General features: G+C 71.8%; 13 protein-coding genes. 8 read left to right on the top strand and 5 right to left on the bottom strand.

Annotated features, from left to right (window positions below; translation table 11 throughout):
- Positions 1 to 133: 133 nt before the first annotated feature.
- The 4 genes from OG905_RS17550 (at position 134) to OG905_RS17535 (ending at position 7,544) form a co-directional block, all read left to right on the top strand.
- Entirely contained in the window at positions 134 to 919 is a 786-nt protein-coding gene (locus OG905_RS17550) for a hypothetical protein (protein WP_328671711.1), read from the top strand.
- Between the two features lie 206 nt (positions 920 to 1,125).
- Positions 1,126 to 1,776: a TetR/AcrR family transcriptional regulator gene (locus OG905_RS17545; protein WP_328671710.1), complete on the top strand. Its 651-nt coding sequence runs from the start codon at positions 1,126 to 1,128 to the stop codon at positions 1,774 to 1,776.
- Positions 1,777 to 2,232: 456 nt separating this feature from the next.
- Positions 2,233 to 6,174, top strand: coding sequence for a Pls/PosA family non-ribosomal peptide synthetase (locus OG905_RS17540; protein ID WP_443043953.1), 3,942 nt, complete (start codon positions 2,233 to 2,235; stop codon positions 6,172 to 6,174).
- 62 nt (positions 6,175 to 6,236) lie between these two features.
- Positions 6,237 to 7,544 carry a M1 family metallopeptidase gene (locus OG905_RS17535; protein WP_328671709.1) on the top strand — a complete coding sequence of 436 codons (1,308 nt, stop codon included), beginning with the start codon at positions 6,237 to 6,239 and terminating at the stop codon, positions 7,542 to 7,544.
- A gap of 241 nt (positions 7,545 to 7,785) precedes the next feature.
- On the opposite strand, the gene OG905_RS17530 is transcribed toward OG905_RS17535, so the two are convergent.
- The 4 genes from OG905_RS17530 to OG905_RS17515 form a co-directional block, all read right to left on the bottom strand.
- A complete protein-coding gene (locus OG905_RS17530) occupies positions 7,786 to 8,187 on the bottom strand; it encodes a J-domain-containing protein (RefSeq protein WP_328671708.1) in 402 nt (133 codons plus the stop codon).
- A 56-nt stretch (positions 8,188 to 8,243) separates the two neighbouring features.
- A complete protein-coding gene (locus OG905_RS17525; RefSeq protein WP_328671707.1) occupies positions 8,244 to 11,105 on the bottom strand; it encodes a poly(A) polymerase in 2,862 nt (953 codons plus the stop codon).
- Positions 11,105 to 12,799, bottom strand: a complete 1,695-nt coding sequence (locus tag OG905_RS17520) for an RNA ligase family protein (RefSeq protein WP_328671706.1) — start codon at positions 12,797 to 12,799, stop codon at positions 11,105 to 11,107. The genes OG905_RS17525 and OG905_RS17520 overlap by 1 nt, the downstream gene beginning before the upstream one ends.
- Positions 12,800 to 12,947: 148 nt before the next feature.
- Positions 12,948 to 13,151, bottom strand: coding sequence for a cold-shock protein (locus OG905_RS17515; protein WP_003967102.1), 204 nt, complete (start codon positions 13,149 to 13,151; stop codon positions 12,948 to 12,950).
- A 282-nt stretch (positions 13,152 to 13,433) separates the two neighbouring features.
- Between OG905_RS17515 and OG905_RS17510 the strand changes: the two genes are divergently transcribed.
- Positions 13,434 to 14,309 carry a menaquinone biosynthetic enzyme MqnA/MqnD family protein gene (locus OG905_RS17510; RefSeq protein WP_328671694.1) on the top strand — a complete coding sequence of 292 codons (876 nt, stop codon included), beginning with the start codon at positions 13,434 to 13,436 and terminating at the stop codon, positions 14,307 to 14,309.
- A gap of 29 nt (positions 14,310 to 14,338) precedes the next feature.
- Here the strand turns inward: OG905_RS17510 and OG905_RS17505 are convergent, their stop codons facing one another.
- The gene (locus tag OG905_RS17505; RefSeq protein ID WP_328671693.1) at positions 14,339 to 15,403 is read right to left on the bottom strand and encodes an alpha/beta hydrolase; all 1,065 of its coding nucleotides are present in this window, start codon (positions 15,401 to 15,403) and stop codon (positions 14,339 to 14,341) included.
- A gap of 211 nt (positions 15,404 to 15,614) precedes the next feature.
- Between OG905_RS17505 and OG905_RS17500 the strand changes: the two genes are divergently transcribed.
- The 3 genes from OG905_RS17500 to OG905_RS17490 all read left to right on the top strand — a co-directional run bounded on the left by OG905_RS17500 (position 15,615) and on the right by OG905_RS17490 (position 19,039).
- Positions 15,615 to 17,198, top strand: a complete 1,584-nt coding sequence (locus tag OG905_RS17500) for a serine/threonine-protein kinase (protein WP_328671692.1) — start codon at positions 15,615 to 15,617, stop codon at positions 17,196 to 17,198.
- A gap of 109 nt (positions 17,199 to 17,307) precedes the next feature.
- Positions 17,308 to 18,507: a cyclic dehypoxanthinyl futalosine synthase gene (gene mqnC, locus OG905_RS17495; protein ID WP_328671691.1), complete on the top strand. Its 1,200-nt coding sequence runs from the start codon at positions 17,308 to 17,310 to the stop codon at positions 18,505 to 18,507.
- Positions 18,508 to 18,514: 7 nt separating this feature from the next.
- The gene (locus OG905_RS17490; protein WP_443043952.1) at positions 18,515 to 19,039 is read left to right on the top strand and encodes a hypothetical protein; all 525 of its coding nucleotides are present in this window, start codon (positions 18,515 to 18,517) and stop codon (positions 19,037 to 19,039) included.
- Positions 19,040 to 19,075: the final 36 nt, after the last annotated feature.

Genomic DNA, 19,075 nt, shown 5'->3' with positions numbered 1-19,075 from the left:
CTACTCGTACGCCATTGCGTTGATAGCTCCGCGAGGCTCTCAAGGGCGTTGCGTACGCGAACCGATGATGTCGAAGGAGGCTCGAACTGGCTTCCAGGGTCTCACTCGAACTGGTTCAAGAAGGAGCACCTGTATGAGTCCTGAGAACAGGACCAAGTCCACTCTGGGTCCGCTTCCGAAGCGGCGTGCCTGGCTGGTCGGCGGCACGATGGCGTCGCTCGCCCTCGTGGTTTCGGGTATCGCGACTCCCGGGATCGCTATGGCGCAGAGCGCCAAGGCGCCCACGTCCGTGTCCGGCCCGTCGGGCGGGGGCTGTGACGTCACGGAGAAGTCGGTCGTGGCCGACCGCAACTGCGGGCCCACCGGGCCCAGCGGTCGGCGCGGCCCCACCGGCCCCACTGGTCCGACCGGTCCCACGGGTCCGGCCGGTCTTGACGGTCTGGACGGTGCGACCGGTCCCACGGGTCCGACCGGTGACACGGGTCCGTGCAGCGACATCGACACCTACAACCCCCTCGTGGTCGCGCCGGTCGGCACCCACCAGGTGAGCGCCGCGCTCGTCGACGGGGTCGCCTTCGCCGGCATCCGGACGGTTCCCGGGGGTGTCTACGACTGGGAGAACATCAGCAACACCCCGCTCGGCGGCTTCCCGGTGGACGCCTGCGCCATCTCGGTGGCCAGCAACGGAGCGGTGAACACCGCCTCGGTCCAGGTGCTCACCGAGGGCGGGGATGTGTACGAGACCACCTGCACCTTGACCTTCGGGCTCGTTGTGGCTCCGTTTACGCCCCCGAGCCTTGCGTGCACCGAGGTGTGGACCCCGCAGGTGACGCCGGAACTCGCCCCGGCGGCCAGTGGTTCGAGCAACGCCGGCCTGATGGGCGTCGTTCCGAGCGAAAAGGGCAGGAAGCATTCCTGACCTCGGGTAGTGGCCTTGGCCCGGTGGCAGTCCTGACCCGGCCGAGATCGTGACGACGCGTGCTGTGCCCGTTCTCCGGGTGCAGCACGCGTCCCCTTGTGCGGCGAGCGCGGTGTACGCCGGCTGTGCGGGGGCCGGGCGCTCGAACTCCGCGGTGGCCGTAGGCTTACCGCCGAGTTGGGGTGTGGGGCGGGAGGATGTTTGACATGGGTGCTGTGAAAGGCGCGAAGGCCAAACGCATGCCGCGTGCCGTCCGCGAGCGGCAGATGATGGACGCGGCCGTGCAGACCTTCGGGCGGCGCGGCTACCGCGCGGCCTCCATGGATGAGATCGCGGAGCTCGCCGGGGTCTCCAAGCCGCTCGTCTATCTGTACCTGAACTCCAAGGAAGAGCTCTTCACGGCGTGCATCAGGCGTGAGGCGGATGCGCTGATCGCCGCGGTACAGGCGGCCGTCGAGCCGGGGCTCGCGGCGGACCGGCAACTGTGGGCGGGGCTCGCGGCGTTCTTCACGCACACCGCCGAGAATCCCTACGGCTGGGCGGTGCTGCACCGTCAGGCGCGTACGCACGGGGAGCCGTTCGCCGCCGACGTGGCGGTGATGCGGGACGCGATCGTGGCGGTGGTGACCGGGCTGATCGGGGCCGCGGCCCGTGAGGCGCACCGGGATCAGGAGCTCGCGGACCGGGATGTGGCCGGGCTCGCTCAGGCGCTGGTGGGGGCGGCCGAGTCGCTCGCCGGGTGGGCGAACGAAGCGGGGGACGTCTCGGCCAAGGAAGCGGCCGGGACGCTGATGAACTTCGCCTGGATGGGGCTGGGGAATCTGATGCGCGGGGAGAGCTGGTCGCATTCCCGCTGAGCCGTGTCGAGATCAGGCCGCGCGGTGCGATCGTCAGGCAGGTTACTCAAAAGTAGGGGGTGCCGTTCGAGAGTGGTGCCCCGGCCCGCGGCGGGGCGGTCAGAGCCGTCTCTGACGGTGAACAAACGGTGACTGACAAGTGCCCTTCGCCACAGTCGGGCGGCCGGGGGTGCTCCGGATACCCGTCGGTAGAGCGGTGGCCGCCACCAGCGTGAGCAGGTGCTATGCCGTTTTGGCGGCTCTCCGGCCGGTCGGCGGGACCCGGGCGCCTCTCGCTCATACAACAGGCGAGTCGGGTGAACGGGGGATAAACTCCTCGTTTGCCGTGCGCGGAATGGGGATTCGCAGCGCACTCGACACGACCTACGGAGAGTGAGAGATGCGTACGAACCTGTGTGACATCCACCGGATCGGACCCGCTCCGAGCGACCTGTCGGCCGGCGATCGGTGCGCTGCATGACTATGGCCCCGGAGTCGCCGACTCTTCTCGATCCGCTGCTCGACGCCGCGCCCGCGACCGCGCTGTTCACCGCTGGCGCCGCCGCCCGTGAGCGCACCCTCCTCGACATTCTCGACGAGAGCGCACGCCGTCACCCAGATGCACTCGCCGTCGACGACGGCGAAGCGCCCCTCAGCTACAGCGCGCTCCTCGACGAGGTCGAGGCGCTGCGAGCCCGCCTCCGCGACGCCGGCATAGGACTCGGCGACCGTGTCGGCGTACGTGTGCCGTCCGGCACCGCCGACCTGTACGTCTCGATCCTCGCCGTCCTCGCAGCGGGCGCGGCCTATGTCCCGGTCGACGCCGAGGACCCCGACGAGCGAGCCGAGCTCGTCTTCACCGAGGCCGCCGTGAGCGCCGTCATCGGCGCGGGCCGCGAGATCACGCCCCTCGGAGGCTGCGGCGGCGACACCGGACGCCGGCCGGGGCCCGACGACGACGCGTGGATCATCTTCACCTCCGGCTCCACCGGCAAGCCCAAGGGCGTGGCCGTCACCCACCGGAGCGCCGCCGCGTTCGTCGACGCCGAGGCCCGCCTCTTCCTTGCCCAGGAGCCGCTTACCCCTGGCGACCGCGTGCTCGCGGGGCTCTCCGTCGCCTTCGACGCCTCCTGCGAGGAGATGTGGCTCGCGTGGCGGCACGGCGCCTGCCTGGTGCCCGCCCCCCGCTCCCTCGTACGCACCGGCCTCGACCTCGGCCCCTGGCTGGTCGAGCAGGGCATCACCGTCGTGTCGACCGTGCCCACGCTCGCGGCGCTCTGGCCCGCCGAGGCGCTCGACGACGTACGGCTGCTGATCTTCGGCGGCGAGGCATGCCCGCCCGAGCTGGCCGAGCGGATGGCCGTCCCGGGCCGTGAGGTCTGGAACACCTACGGCCCGACCGAGGCCACAGTCGTCGCCTGCGCGGCACTGCTGACCGGCGAAGGGCCGGTACGGATCGGGCTGCCGCTCGACGGCTGGGAGCTCGCCGTCGTGGACGCCCGAGGCGAGGTCGTGCCCATGGGTGCGACCGGCGAACTGGTCATCGGCGGCGTGGGCCTCGCCCGCTACCTGGACGCCGAGAAGGACGCCGAGAAGTACGCGCCCCTGCCCGCCCTCGGCTGGAACCGCGCCTACCGCAGCGGCGACCTGGTCAAGGCGGAGGCCGAGGGCCTGCTCTTCATGGGCCGCGCGGACGAGCAGATCAAGCTCGGCGGCCGCCGTATCGAACTCGGCGAGATCGACTCCGCGCTGCAGTCGCTCCCGGGCATCGCGGGCGCGGCGGCGGCGGTCCGTACGACGGGCGCGGGGCATCAGCTGCTGGTGGGGTACGTGGTCCCGAGCGCCCTTGCGGAGGACGCCGCCCCTGACGCCGACGACGTGGTTGCGGGCGCGCTGCCCTTCGACACCGTGGCCTTCGACCCCACCGACGCCGTCGCGCGGCTCCGTAAGGAGCTGCCCGCCGCGCTCGTGCCGCTGCTCGCCGTCGTGGACACCCTTCCGACCCGGACCTCGGGCAAGGTCGACCGGGCCGCGCTGCCCTGGCCGTTGCCCGCCGTGGAGAGGGCGGACGCGGAAGCGGCCGAGTTCACCGAGACCGAGGCGTGGCTGGCCGAGCAGTGGACCGAGCTGCTCGGAGCGCCGGTGAGCGGGCCCGACGCCGACTTCTTCGCGAGCGGTGGCGGCTCTCTCGCCGCCGCCCAGCTCGTGTCGCGCATTCGTGAGCGGTTCGCCGCCGGATCGGTCGGCGACATCTACCAGAACCCGACCCTCGGCGCGCTCGCCCGGACGCTGGAGGCATCCTCCGCGGGCGCGGCCGACGCACGTGACGTCAAGCCGGTGCCGCGCCGCGCCGGAATCGCGCAGACACTGCTCATGCTGCCGCTGTTCGGTGTGGCCGGGCTGCGCTGGGGCGTGGTCGCCGCCGCCGTCGGCAATGTGATCGGCGGGCCCTGGGCCCCGACCGTGTCCTGGTGGTGGGTGGCGCTCGGCTGGCTGCTCTTCGTCAGCCCGGTCGGCCGGATCGTGATCGCCGCGGGCGGTGCGCGGCTGCTGCTGCGCGGCCTGCGCCCGGGTACGTATCCGCGTGGCGGCCGTGTCCATCTGCGCCTGTGGACCGCGGAACGCCTCGCCGAGATGAGTGGCGCGACCAGCCTCGCGGGCGCCTGGCTCACCTACTACGCACGCGCTCTCGGCGTCCGGATCGGAGAGGAAGTCGACCTGCACGCCCTGCCGCCGGTGACCGGCATGCTGCGGCTCGGCAAGGGCTGCGCCGTCGAGCCCGAGGTCGATCTGTCCGGGCACTGGCTCGACGGTGACCGGCTGCACATCGGCTCCATCCGGATCGGCGCGGGAGCCACGGTCGGCGCCCGCAGCACGCTCTTCCCCGGCACGCGCGTCGGCAAGCGCGCCGAGATCGCGCCCGGATCGGGCGTGACGGGCACGGTTCCTGCGGGCGAGCGCTGGTCGGGCGTCCCCGCCACCCGCAAGGGCAAGGCCAACCGTCATCTCCCCGACGGCCGCCCGCCCCGCAGGCGCCGCTGGATCGGCCTCTACTCGCTGACCTCGTTGCTGCTCGGGCTGCTGCCCGCGATCGCGGCGCTTCCGGGTCTGCTCGTGATCGGCCTGTTCGTACGGGGCAGCGCGGACCTCGGCGAGGCGCTGACCGCCGCCCTGATCGCCGTGCCGCTCGCGACCGTCGTCGCCATGGTCACGTACGCACTGATCGTCCTGGCCGGTGTGCGGCTGCTCAGCATCGGCCTGCGCGAGGGCTACTACCCCGTCCACGGCCGGGTCGCCTGGCAGGCGTGGGCGACGGAACGGCTGATGGACATGGCCCGGGTGCATCTCTTCCCGCTGTACGCGAGCCTGTTCACACCGGTGTGGCTGCGGGCGCTGGGCATGAAGGTGGGCCGCCGCGTCGAGGCGTCGACCGTGCTGGCGCTGCCCGCGATGACGACGGTCGGCGACGGGGCGTTCCTCGCCGACGACACGATGGTCGCCTCGTACGAACTCGGCGGCGGCTGGCTGCGGATCGCCGAGGCGCGGATCGGCAAGAAGGCCTTCCTCGGCAACTCCGGGATGACGGCCGCCGGCCGCTCCGTGCCCAAGCGGGGCCTGGTCGGCGTGCTGTCGTCGACCCCGAAGCGCGCCAAGGCGGGCAGTTCCTGGCTCGGCATGCCGCCGATGAAGCTGCCCCGGGCGGCCGAAGCGGGCGACCAGAGCCGCACCTTCGACCCGCCGAAGCGGCTGATGTGGGCGCGGGCGGCCGTCGAGGTCTGCCGGATCGTGCCGGTCATGTGCAGCGCGGCGCTCGCCGTACTCGCGCTCGCGGCCTTCGCGCTGCTGGCCTCCCACGTCGGTGTCGGCCTCGCGGTGCTGTCCACCGGCGGGCTGCTGCTCGCCGGCGGCCTGGTGGCCTGCCTCGTCGCCATCGCGGCGAAGTGGCTGCTGGTGGGCCGTTTCAAGGCGGTCGAGCACCCGCTGTGGTCGTCGTTCGTGTGGCGCAACGAGCTCGCGGACACCTTTGTCGAGGTGCTCGCGGTGCCGTGGCTCATCGGCGCGACCGGCGGCACACCGCTGATGAATCTGTGGCTGCGCTCGCTCGGCGCCCGTATCGGCCGCGGCGCCTGGTGCGAGACGTACTGGCTGCCGGAGGCCGACCTGGTCACCGTCGGCGGCGGTGCCAGCGTGAATCGTGGCTGTGTTGTTCAGACGCACCTCTTCCATGACCGGATCATGCGTATGGACAATGTCGTCCTCGGAGCCGGCGCGACGCTGGGCCCGCACGGCATCGCGCTGCCCGGCGCGGTGATCGGCGACCGCGCCGCGGTCGGTCCGGCGTCGCTGGTGATGCGTGGGGAGCGGGTGCCCGCGGGCACCCGCTGGCTGGGCAATCCGATCGCGGCCTGGAAGCCGTAGTCCAGACTCAGCCACACGCACACGCACACGCACGACAGCAAGAAACGCGAGGACGCACCACGGTGAGGGATTCGTACCTGCCGCAGCACGGTGACAGCGGCTACCGCACCACGGAGTACGACCTGGAGGTGGACTACCGCCCGCACACCGGTCGCCTGTCCGGCCGGGCCAGGATCAGCGCCGTCGCCGAGCGCGACCTGGCCGAGGTCGCCCTGGACCTCGGCCAGTTCCGCATCAACCGCGTCCTCGTCAACGGCGGCCGCCCGGCGCGGTACACCCACCGCGCCGACAAGCTGCGCATCCGGCCCGCCAAGCCGCTGCGCACCGGGTCCCCGTTCACGGTCGAGGTGCGCTACACCGGCGTCCCCCATCCCGTCCGCACCCGGGACTGGGGGGACCTCGGCTGGGAACAGCTGGAGGAGGGCGCGCTCGTGGCCTCCCAGCCCAGCGGCGCGCGCTCCTGGTTCCCGTGCAACGACCGGCCCAGAGACAAGGCGGTCTACCGGATCGCGGTGACCGCCCCTTCGCCGTACACCGTGGTCGCCAACGGGACCCTCACCTCCCGTACGATCAGCGCCTCCACGACGACCTGGGTGTACGAGCAGGCCGCGCCGATGGCGACGTATCTGGCGACCGTCCAGATCGGCCCGTACGAACTGGTCGACATCGCGCACGCCGGACGCGTGCCGCAGCCCGCAGCCGTGCCGCGCGAGCTGCTCGGCCGCTTCGAGCACGACTTCGCCCGGCAGCCGCAGATGATGACCGCCTTCACGGACCTCTTCGGTCCGTACCCCTTCGACGATTACGCCGTCGTCGTGGTCGACGAGGAACTGGACGTGCCCTGCGAGGCGCAGGGCCTGTCGATCTTCGGGTCCAACCATGTCGACGGGCGGCGCGGCAGCGAGCGGCTGATCGCGCACGAACTGGCCCACCAGTGGTTCGGCAACAGCCTGACCGTCGCGGACTGGCGGCACATCTGGCTCAACGAGGGCTTCGCGAAATACGCGGAATGGCTGTGGTCCGAAGTGTCCGGCGGGCCCTCGGCCGCGGCGCTCGCGGCCAAGTCCCGGGCCAAGCTCGCCCTGTTGCGGCAGGACATCAAGATCGGCGATCCCGGGCTGCGGCGGCTGTTCGACGACCGGCTCTACGAGCGGGGCGGGCTCACGTTGCACGCCCTGCGGACGGTGATCGGGCATGCGGCGTTCGTGGCGGTGCTGCGGGAGTGGACGACGACGCGGCGGCACGGGGTGGTGACGACGCAGGAGTTCATCGCGCTGGCGCAGAGGTACTCGGAGCATCCGCTGGACGGGCTGTTCCGGATGTGGCTGTACGACGAGAAACTCCCGGCGTTGCCGCAGGCGCGGCGCTGAGGGGTTGGCGGTGCGGGTCGGCGGGGGTGCGGGGTGCGTCTGCGGCGGGCCTGTTCCCCGACCCGCCCTCCCCCAGACTCCGTCCGGGGGGACCCCCAACCTCCCCGCGCCTCAAACGCCGGCGGAAATCCAGCCCGTCCGGCGTTTGAGGACACGCGCGAAGCGCGTACGGGGGTCTGGGGGCTTGCCCCCAGTTCGGGAAGGGGCGGGTAGGGGAAAGGCCCCGCAGGGCACCGGCCGCCTAACCCGCCCCGCCCGCCCGCCACTCGCGGACGACCGCGTCGATGTCGAACGGCCCAAGACCCAGCGGCGGCCCCGCCGGCGGCCTCCGGATCGCCGCCTCGATCTTCTCGTTGACCTCGGAGAGAAGCCGCCGCACCTGGGACTCCGTCGCCGCCCGCCCCGCCGCCTCCCGCGCGTCCTCCGCCTCCTTGCGCAGGGCCAGCGTCGGCGGCAGGACGGAGACGCCCTCGCGGTGCATCTTGCCCTTGACCCACCACAGTTCGTCGTATGGAGCCGTGTCGTCGGGGAGCGGCTTTCCGAAGCCGGGCAGATCCTTGAAGTCCCCGCGTTCCGAAGCGTCCCGGATCTGCTTGTCGACCCACGATTCGAAGCTGACACCTGGGGGTTTGCGTTCGGTCACGGCCGCTCCTCCCGTCTCGTGAGTCCATGGTAGGCGGGGTCGGTTCGCCGCCGGGCTCAGCGCAGGGTCGGCACCGCGCCGCACTCCGCCCGCTCCATGTCGACCCCGCGCAGGCCCCGGCCCCACCCTTCGGCGATCCGGGCGAGCCGGGCCGCGTCCGGAGGCGTGCGGCCGAGGCCGATCGCGTACCGCGCGAGCGCCGGGCCGGTCTCGTACGGGCGGGGCCAGGCGTGCGCGTCCACCGCCCCCGCGTCCTCCAGGGCGGTGAGCAGCGCGCGCAGGCGGCCCCGGACGCGGCCCAGGGTTTCCTCGAACTCCCCGTCCGGGCCCGGGCGTACGGTCACAGTCGCCCAGGCGGCGTGCCGCCGGTGCAGCGGCGGCGGTGACAGCAGCTCGGGCCAGGGGTCCGCGCCGGTATCCGCGGCCGTCTCCAGGATGGTCCACGCCCGGTAGAGCTCGTCGGTGAGCAGGTTCCGGAAGCCTGCGGTGACCTGCCCGGTGCAGGTACGGACGGGCGCGGTCGGGGTCATGACGGTCAGGGCACCCTGTGGTCCCGTAACGGCATCCGCGAGGCCGACCGGTTCACGCCAGTCCCAGGCGGCCCAGGTGCCGAAGAAGTCACGCAGCCGGTCCGCGTCGGCGGAGCCCGCCGACTCGCGTGTCGTACGGGCAGCGAGCACCGACCAGGCCAGCCCCGGCAGTCCGCCGAAGGGGGCCGAGTCGAGGCCGCGTGCCTTTGCCCACGCCTTCACCTGCCTGGCCAGCCGGGCGAACGCGGCATGGTCGGCGCCGACTTCGGCCCGTACCGCGTCCGCGTCGCTCACCGCGCTCAGCGCGATCGCGGCCGCCTCGCCCAACTCGGCGCGCCGTGCCACCGCTTCGGCCGGACCGAGCGCCCCGGTGGCGACGACCACCAGGTCCACATCGATGTCATGGACGCGCAGCCGCAGGCCGGGCACCCGGGCGCCGGTCACCTCCCGTAGCCGGGTGGCGTCCGGCAGTGCGGCCGTCACGCGCGCCCGGACGTCCGCCATGTCGACGGAGCCCGGCAGTGCGGCCACCAGGTCCAGGTCGGCTCCGGCCAGGGCGCAGCCCATGCGCCGCGATCCGACGACGTGGACGACTCCCTCGCCCAGCGCTTCGGAGAGGTGCTGCGCGGTCCTGTCGTCCGCGACCGGCTCGACTGCGACGGCTTCACGGGACGCGGGGGATTCGGGGGCGTCCGGCAGCCAGCGCACCTCGCCCGTTCCCAGAGCGATCGTGGCCCGCGGCCGCATCGGCCCGTCGCCCCGCCGCGAGAGCAGCACCAGCTCGCTCACCCGCGCCGACATGCCGTCGAGCAGGTCGGCGCAGTGAGTGGCGAGCGTGTGCGGATCCCGGGTCCGGCCCAGGGAGAGGTGTGGGGTGAAGCTCGGGGCCCGGCCCCCGCAGCGGGGAAATCGCTGCTCCAGGGCGCGGTGCAGTTCTGCCCAGGGCGCGGCGTCGGCCGCCGCCGGGTCGAGCCAGACGGTGGAGTCCTCCCGGTGCCGGAAGGAGCGCACTCCCTCAAGACGGGCGGTGAACGCCGCCGTCCCGGCCGTCGCCGCGGCGAGCAGCGGAGCCGCCCGTTCGAAGTCGGACTCCGGTACGAAACCGAACAGCAGGTTCACGTGGGGCGGCCAGCGGTGGATCTGCCGGTCGTGCTCCTGGCGGATGTGCTGGATCGAGGGCCAGAGCTCCTGGGGCGGAAGCCAGGCCACGGCGGTGCGCGGCGTCGGCGCGACGGCGAGGACGTCGGCGAGGTCGTCGGCGAGGTCGTCGGCGGGTTCGGTCCCGCCGACGGTCAGGTCCGCTTCCACACCGTAATGATCCGATATGTACAGCCCTTCCGTGTTGGGCACGTCGCCCCGGAGGGCCGCCCGGGTCGCCCGCAGCCGCCCCGCGCGCAGGAAGATCCGGTCAAGACGGGAGGCCCGGCCGGACAGCGAGGACACCGCGGCCAGCGGATTGACGCCGGGGTCGAAGGTGGAGGTCCGGTCGTCCGGCCCATGTACCTGCGTCCAGGCGTCCCGCAGCCCGAGCGCTTCAGCCGGTCCTTCGCCGCCGTCGTTGAAGTCACCGAGCAGGATCAGCCGCCCGTCGATCCCGCCGAGTCCTTCGGCGAGGCTGCCCAGTTCGGCCTCCCGCCTGGCCGGGCCGTCGTCGGAGTGGTCGCTGCTCAGATGGGTCGCCGCCACCACGAGCGGGCCCGAGCCGGTCTCCACGGTGATGGCGGTGACGGCTTTGTGCGGTCCGAACTCGTGCCGTCCCGCCTCCCGCACGGGCAGCCGGCTGAGCAGCAGCAGCCCGCAGTCGTCGACCTCCTTGCCGTCCGGGTCGGTGCCCAGGGTGTAGCCCGCGCGGACCCAAGGCGCCCGCAGGAGCAGGGCGAGCAGCGCGGGTTCGACCTCCTGGAGTGCGATGACGTCCGCGTCCGCTTCTTCCAGGGCAGCGAGCAGCAGGGGCCTGCGCCGGGCGGTGTCGATGCGCTCGCTGTCGTACCGGTCCCACAGGGTGTTCCACGTCAGTACGCGCAGACTCCTCCCGGCCGGCGCGGCCCGGGACGTGTCGTCCGCAGCCCGCCACCTCTCCGTCGCCCGGTCCCACGCGTGCGGCGTCCCGGCCGTGAAGAACGGCGCGCGCAGGAGGCGCGGATCCCGTGCCCGGCCGGCGTCCGAGGTGTCGATCCGGTCCACCCCGGTGGCGCGGTCCCAGACCACCTCGCCGTCCGCCTCGAAGAACAGCACCCGGTGCCACGGGATGTCGCCTCCGGGTACGAAGGCGGGCAGCGGGATCCGCTTGGGGGCGGCCCCGCGCTGGTTGATCCCGATCACGAACCTGGCCGGGTCGAAGCGCGCGTCCCAGCGGACGCGGTGATAGATCTCGTCGCTCGTACGCACTAGACCGCCTCCTCGACGGTTCCGCCCGGCCCGATGTACCAGGTGCGATGCGCCTGGCCGGGGTAGGGCGGCACGAACCGGTGCAACTGCGCGGTGAGCACGTCGGGCGGCACCGGATGCGGCCGCACCGCGTTGCGCCGGACCAGTTCATCCTCGTCGACCAGCACCACCGCGTGCGTGGTCAGCGCATCGCGACGGTGCGCGACCGAGTGCACCAGGGAACGCTGGTGCGGGTTGAGCGAGGTGGCGTCCCACACCACGGTCCCGCCCGAGGCCAGCGCGGTGTCGAGCCGGCCGAGGCCCGCGCGCAGCACGTCCCCGTTGGCGCGCTGGTCCGCGCGCGAGCCGCGCGCCTCGCGCAGTTCGTCGAGGGACACGTACGCGTCGACTCCCCGCAGGCCGCGCGCGAAGGTGCTCTTCCCGCTGCCCGAAGGGCCGACCAGGTGGATCAGCCGGGGGAAGTCCCCGTTCCGCCACCGCCAGGTCGCCGCGACGGCCTCCTCGACGGTCTGGATCCGCCCCTGTGCATACGCTTCCCGCGCCTCGGCCCGGCAGCGTTCGGCGGGCTCCTTGTCCAGGTCGGCGAACGCCTCCCGCAGTCCCGTCGGCACCTTCGCCCCGCCCAGCAGTCCGGCGTCCTCGGCGTGCAGCGCGGACCAGTCGACCTGCTCGCGCCCCGCGTTGTCCGCCGCCACCGCTCCCGCAACGGCGTGCAGCACCCCCAGGTCGGCCGCGAACGACATCCGTACAAGACCGGCCCGGCGGTCCTCGTCCGGATACGGCCGGTGCAGATTCGGGTGCAGCCCGACCAGGTCGGCGACCTGCCGCGCGAGCGGCATGCCCAGCGGAGCCACCAGCCGGCCGGCGAGTGAGCCCCGGCGTGTGGCGCCCAGCAGCGCGGCCAGCACGCCCGCCAGCCGGGCGTCCCCGGACCGGCCCAGCGCATCGAGCCTCGCCGACACATCGGCGACGGCGGCCCGGGCGGCGGCCGGGTCCCGCGGAGCGACGCCGACCGCGGCCGACAGGGACTCCACATCGGCGGTTGCCCCCGAACGCACTGCCCAGAGGGCGGCCTTCGGGCTCAGCCCGTTCTCCACGACCGCCGCGTGCATCCAATGCGTATCGGTCTGCACGTGCCCGCCGCGCACCCACTTGGCCACCCGCTGCCCGAACTCGTCCTGGCCGAAGCCCTCCACGGTCCGTACGACGTAGCCTTCCTGCCGCGCGGTGTCCAGCCGCAGCGCGCGCAGAGCCCGCTCGTCGAAGACACCCCGCCACAGCACCCGCGGTACGGGAACCCCCAGCCGCCGCAGAAAGCGGACGGTCCGGTCCCAGTCCAGGCAACGGCCGTCGCCGTCCCAGACGGAGAAGCCGTAGAACCAGCTCTCCAGGCCCTCGTACGCGATCGAGTGCCGCGCGTAGAGGTTCTCGCCGCACACCCTCCACCCCCGCGGGATCTGTGTCCCGATCCGGCCCTGCAGAGCTTTGACCCAGGCCCGCGAGGGATGGTGCGCGGAGTCCAGTGACCGGGCGTGGAGCCCGTCGGTGTAGAGGGTGGTGTTCTCCCCGTCGAGCTTCTCGGTGACCACGACGTCTCGGCCGTGCAGAGGCGAGAGATCACCGGCTCGTACGTCGTCCGACGCGGCCCCCGGCGACCACGGGAGATGTGGCGTGCGGGGGTAGTGAACTCGCATGACCGCTCTCCGTGACGACATCGGGTCCGGTCACTGTAGGAGGCGGGAGGAGGGCGTCTCCATCGAAATAAAGGCAGGAGCCCCGGTCCACAGGGAACGGGGCTCCTTGGTACTGCTAAGTCGTGCGCGATCGCCGACCCGTGGCTGACTAGGCCGGGGTGACGTTCTCCGCCTGCGGGCCCTTCGGGCCCTGAGTGACGTCGAAGTTCACGACCTGGTTCTCCTCGAGGGAGCGGAAACCAGACGCGTTGATCGCGGAGTAGTGGACGAAGACATCCGGGCCGCCGCCGTCCTGGGCGATGAAGCCGAAGCCCTTTTCAGCGTTGAACCACTTGACGGTTCCGGTAGCCATAAGCCCTCCTTGGGCCAAAGGGTTGCCCTGCTCCAGAACCTGCAAGAAGTCTGAAAACTACAAAAGCCTGCGGGTTACATGCTCCGCAGGCTCTGTACTGCAAGGGAAACCAAACTGCAACTTGCGTCGAGCCTAGCACGCAGCGTGTGCGCAGCGGTAGAGGGAAAGATCACGTCACCCGGACGTTTGAAAGGATCATGATCGGCTGACGAATTGCAGCTCGGGAGGGGCGCGCCCTGCCCCGGCGGGGCCGCCCGCGCGTCACAGGTCTAGCCTCGCGATGTGGACAGTCTTGGAGAAAGCACAGCAACCGACCACCGCCGTAGCCGGCCCCGCGTCGGCCACATCCAGTTCCTCAACTGTCTCCCCCTGTACTGGGGGCTGGCCCGTACCGGAACTCTCCTCGATCTCGAGCTGACGAAGGACACTCCGGAGAAGCTCAGCGAGCAGCTGGTGTGCGGCGAACTCGACATTGCGCCGATCACGCTCGTCGAATTCCTGCGCAATGCCGATCAGCTCGTCGCTTTCCCCGATCTCGCGGTCGGCTGCGACGGCCCGGTCATGTCCTGCGTGATCGTGTCCCAGGTCCCGCTGGACCGGCTGGACGGCGCGAGGGTGGCGCTCGGGTCCACCTCGCGTACGTCGGTGCGGCTGGCTCAACTGCTGCTGGCCGAGCAGTACAAGGTGGCGCCCGACTACTACACCTGCCCGCCCGATCTCGGCCTGATGATGCAGGAGGCGGAGGCGGCCGTACTGATCGGCGACGCCGCGCTGCGCGCCTCGCTGCACGACGCCCCACGGCTCGGCCTTCAGGTCCACGACCTGGGGCTGATGTGGAAGGACTGGACCGGGCTGCCCTTCGTCTTCGCCGTGTGGGCGGCGCGCAAGGACTATCTGGCGCGCGAGCCCCTGGTCGTACGGCAGGTGCACGAGGCTTTCCTCGCCTCGCGGGACGTCTCGCTGGAGGAGGTTTCCAAGGTCGCCGAGCAGGCGGCGCGCTGGGAGACCTTCGACAAGGCGCTCCTGGAGCGGTACTTCAGGACGCTGGACTTCCGCTTCGGTGCCGAGCAGCTGGCCGGTGTACGGGAGTTCGCGCGCCGGACCGGGCCGACGACCGGGTTCCCGGCGGACGTACGCGTGGAGCTGCTCGGCCCCTGACAGTTGCTCGGCTCCTGTGAGCTGCTGGGCTAGGACGCGGGTATGGGGGCCTGCATGTGCTCGCTGATCCACTGGATGGATCCGTCGCCCATGCCCTTCACATACGTCTTGGCGTTGTGCTCGCCGTCCTGGATGACCTGCAGGCGGCTCTTGACCGGGCCCTTGCAGTAGTCCCGGATGAAGTGCTTGAGGCTGTTTACGCCGCGCTCCTTGGTGCCTATCTGGAAGGCCAGATAGACGTCGTTGGCCTTGGTGTCGGGCTTGGCGGCCAAGGCCTTGGCGAGCTTCTCCGGGTTGTTGGCCTGCCGCTTGGTCTCGTGGCCCGCCCACAGCGGCGAGTCCGGGACGGTGTCGGGGCCGGAGGCGATAACGGCCTTGAACTTGTCCGGGCGCTGGAGTACCGACTTCAGGCCGACGAACGCGCCGGACGAGGAGCCCATGAAGGCCCAGCCGTCACGGGACTTGAAGGTGCGGAAGTTGGCCTTCACGAAGTCGGGGACGTCCTCGGTCATCCAGGTGCCCATCTTCGGCTGCCCCGGTATGTCACTGCCGTCGTAGTAGTACTTCGCGTCCGGGTTGAGCACCGGCATGACCACGATGAAGGGCAGGCTCTTGCCCTCCTGCGACCACTTGCTGATGCTGCTCTGCAGCTTGAGGTCGGTGCCCATCCAGTAGTTCTTGGGGTAGCCGTTGCCACCGGGCAGCGCGATCAGCACGGGGAAACCGCTGTTGGCGTACTTGGGGTCGAAGTACTCCTTGGGGGCCCAGACCCACACCTTGCCCTGGAAGCCGGACTTCTTGCCCTCCAGTGTGGTGACGCCGATCTTGGTGCCGTCGTCCAGGCTGTTCTGGGTGGTGAACGAGGCCTTCGGGCCGGTCGGCATCAGCGTCTTGGCGGCGGCCTCGTCGGCCGCCGTGTCGCCCGTGCCGCTGTCCTGGGCGCCGCCCGACTGCCGGCCGGGGGCCGCTGCGGTGGGGCCGTCGAAGGTGAGCGGCTCGCCCTCCTCCCACCAGCCTGCGCCGAGCGCATAAGAGCCGAGCGACACAGAGCCGAGGACGACGGCGGCTATGAGGGCTTTGGGCAGGCGTTTCATGGACGGACTCCGAGGGATTCTGGCCGAGGCGTTGCGGCACAGGCGGCTTTCGGACAAGCGGTGTGATTTACGAACTGGGAGATGGCGTCAGGCACGGTTCGGTTGGCTGCTGGGCGGCGGGAATCCTCGTGATGCCCAACCCGGCGCCCCCTACGCTGAGGAGCCACAGCAGGCAAGGGCCGTCAGTGCAAGGGCAATCGGGGGAGTACAGATGCAGCCGCTGGATCCGGGCGAGCCGCAGAGCATCGGGGCGTACCGGCTGCTCGGACGGCTGGGGGCGGGCGGAATGGGCCGCGTCTATCTCGGGCGCAGCGCCGGCGGCCGCACGGTCGCGGTGAAGGTGGTCCATCCGCACTTCGCGCTCGACGAGGAGTTCCGGGCGCGGTTCCGGCGCGAGGTGGAGGCGGCCCGCCGCGTCGGCGGCCAGTGGACGGCGCCGGTCCTCGACGCCGACCCGGAGGCGACCGTGCCCTGGGTGGCCACGGGTTACGTGGCCGGTCCCGCGCTGTCGCAGGCGGTCACCGAGCACGGCCCGCTGCCCGCGCACTCGGTACGGGTGCTGGGCGCGGGGCTCGCCGAGGCGCTGGTGGCCGTACACGGCCTCGAACTGGTGCACCGGGACGTGAAGCCGTCCAATGTGCTGCTCACGCTGGACGGACCGCGGCTGATCGACTTCGGGATCGCCCGTGCCACGGACGGCACCGCCTCGCTCACCTCCACCGGGGTCTCGGTCGGCTCGCCCGGCTACATGTCGCCGGAGCAGATCCTCGGCAGGGGCGTCACGGGCGCGGCCGACGTGTTCTCGCTGGGCGCGGTGCTGGCCTACGCGGCGACGGGTGCTGCGCCCTTCCCGGGCGACTCGTCGGCCGCGCTGCTCTACAAGGTGGTGCACGAGGAGCCCGAACTGGGCTTCCTGGAAGGCGACTTGCGGGAGCTGGTCGCCGACTGCCTGGCCAAGGACCCGGCCGCGCGGCCCGCGCCCGCGCAGATCGCGAACAGGCTGGCCCCGGGCGGGGCGGCCTCGCTGGTCGGCGCGGGCTGGCTGCCCGGCCCGCTGGTGGAGCAGGTCAGCCGGTCGGCGGTGAGCCTGCTGAACCTGGACGCGGCACCGGCGGACCCGGGTGCGTCGGGGCCGGTGGCGTTCAGCAGCGCGGCGATCGGGACGTTCGGGCCGCCGGTCGAGCCGGTGACGCCGCTCCCTTCGGCGGTGGCTCCCCAGGACGCGCCGCCGCACACCCAGGGAAGTCCACTGGAGAGCCCGCCGCCGGGGCGCGGCCGCCGGAAGGTGAGCTGCACGGTGACGCTGACGGTGGCCGCGGCACTGGCCGCGGTCACGGTGGGCGGCGGATTCCTCTTCGACATGTGGCCGGGCACGGGCACCGACAAGACCAGCGACTCGGCGGGCCACCCCCCGTCGGCGAGCGAGAAGGTGAAGAAGGTGCCGAAGGCCTTCATCGGCAGCTGGGAGGGCCCCTTCAAGGTCAGCTTCGCGGGCAGCGAGCTGGAGGCCGGGACCTTCTCGGTCGCCATCCGCGCGGGGAGGACGGGCGCGAAGTTCGCCACGGTCAGCCAGTTCGACGCGCTGGGCAACCTCTCCTGCGAGGACAATCTCGTGCTGCGCGGCGTGACCCCGAAGGAGCTGGTCGCCGACGGCAGGTCGAGCGGCAAACCGGGCACCAAGTGCACCCCCGGCACGCACACGGTCAAGCTGCGACTGGACGGAGCCCGCGTCCAGTACACCTCCAAGGAACCACGGGCGGGCGACCCGCGCGCCACGCTGGAGCGCAGGCAATGACCTGGCGCAAGCAGGGACCTGCCGACCGCGCCCGCGAGCGAGCGAGGCGGCTGGCGTAGGCTGGATCGGCCCGCTGATGCTCTGAAACACCGCCGAAAGGTGACGCCCGGTGACCGAGAAGGCCGACCTTCAGTCCGTGCTGGACCGTGCTGCCGAGGGTGGGCGGATCACGCCCGAAGAGGCGCTCGACCTCTACCGCTCCGCACCGCTGCACGCGCTCGGCGTGGCCGCGGACGCCGTACGCAAGCGGCGATACGCCGGTACGGAGCACATCGCGACGTACATCATCGAGCGCAACATCAACTACACCAACGTGTGCGTCACCGCCTGCAAGTTCTGCGCCTTCTACGCCCCGCCCAAGGACACCGCCAAGGGCTGGACGCGCGACCTCGACGACATCCTGCGGCGCTGCGCCGAGACCGTCGAGCTCGGCGGCACCCAGATCATGTTCCAGGGCGGTCACCACCCGGACTTCGGCGTCGAGTACTACGAGCAGCACTTCGCCGCGATCAAGAAGGAGTTCCCGCAGCTGGTCATCCACTCGCTGGGAGCCTCCGAGGTCGAGCACATGGCTCGGATCTCCGGCGTCCCGGTGGAGGAGGCCATCTCCCGTATCCACGCGGCCGGTCTCGACTCCTTCGCGGGCGCGGGCGCCGAACTGCTGCCCGAGCGCCCGCGCAAGGCGATCGCCCCGCTCAAGGAGAGCGGCGAGCGGTGGCTGGAGATCATGGAGATCGCACACGGTCTGGGCGTCGAGTCGACGTCGACGATGCTCATGGGCACCGGCGAGACCAACGCCGAGCGGATCGAGCACCTGCGGATGATCCGCGACGTGCAGGACCGGACGGGCGGCTTCCGGGCCTTCATCCCGTACACGTACCAGCCCGAGAACAACCACCTCAAGGGCCAGACGCAGGCGACGCTCTTCGAGTACCTGCGGATGATCGCGATCGCGCGGCTCTTCCTCGACAACGTCTCCCACATCCAGGGCTCGTGGCTGACCACCGGCAAGGAGGTCGGCCAGCTGTCGCTGCACTACGGCGCGGACGACCTGGGCTCGATCATGCTGGAGGAGAACGTGGTCTCCTCGGCGGGCGCCAAGCACCGCTCGAACCGGCTGGAGATCATCGACCTGATCCGCAAGGCGGGCCGGGTCCCGGCGCAGCGGACGACGACGTACGAGCACATCGTCGTCCACGACGACCCGGCGAACGACCCGGTCGACGAGCGGGTGGCCTCGCACATCTCGTCGACGGCGATCGAGGGCGGCACGGCGCACCCCGAGCTGAAGCTGCTCAGCGCCAACTGAGCGTGCTGTGCTGACACTTCACCGGGTGCCCGACTCAGACTCGCTCGTCGTCGAGGGCGCGCGGATCGCCGCGATCGGCCCGTACGAGGAGCTGTACGCCGCGTACGGGGAGCGGGCCCGGGTGCGCGAGTGGGACGGAGTCCTCGGCCCGGGCCGCCACGAGCCGGACGCCGTCGCCCTGCTGGAGCACGCGTACTGGCCCGACCCGCGTGAGGCCGGCGAGCTGGGCACCGGACCGCTCACCGGCGACGCACTGGCCGCGCTCGGGATGACCGACACCCGGTGGGGCGCGAGCGCCCGGCGGGGGGTGCAGCGGCTCCTGGCGTCCGGCACGACCACCCTGGCCGGGCCCATCGGGCGCCCATCCGTGCGGCTCGCCGTCGAGCGCTCCGGCCTGAAGTACGCCGCCGGGCCGCGCGCCCTCACCCCCGGCGGGCCCGCCGACTTCGCCGTCTTCGCCGACGACGGCACCTGCCTGGTCACCGTCCTCGACGGGCGCCTGGTCCACCGCCGACGCCGACCGGGCGCCTGAGACAATGACGTCCACCACGTCACCCGCACCACGACA

It is taken from the genome of Streptomyces sp. NBC_00322 (assembly GCF_036147535.1).
Taxonomy (GTDB): domain Bacteria; phylum Actinomycetota; class Actinomycetes; order Streptomycetales; family Streptomycetaceae; genus Streptomyces.
Note: the sequence above shows the minus strand (reverse complement) of the source record. Positions and strands in the feature narration are given on the sequence as shown.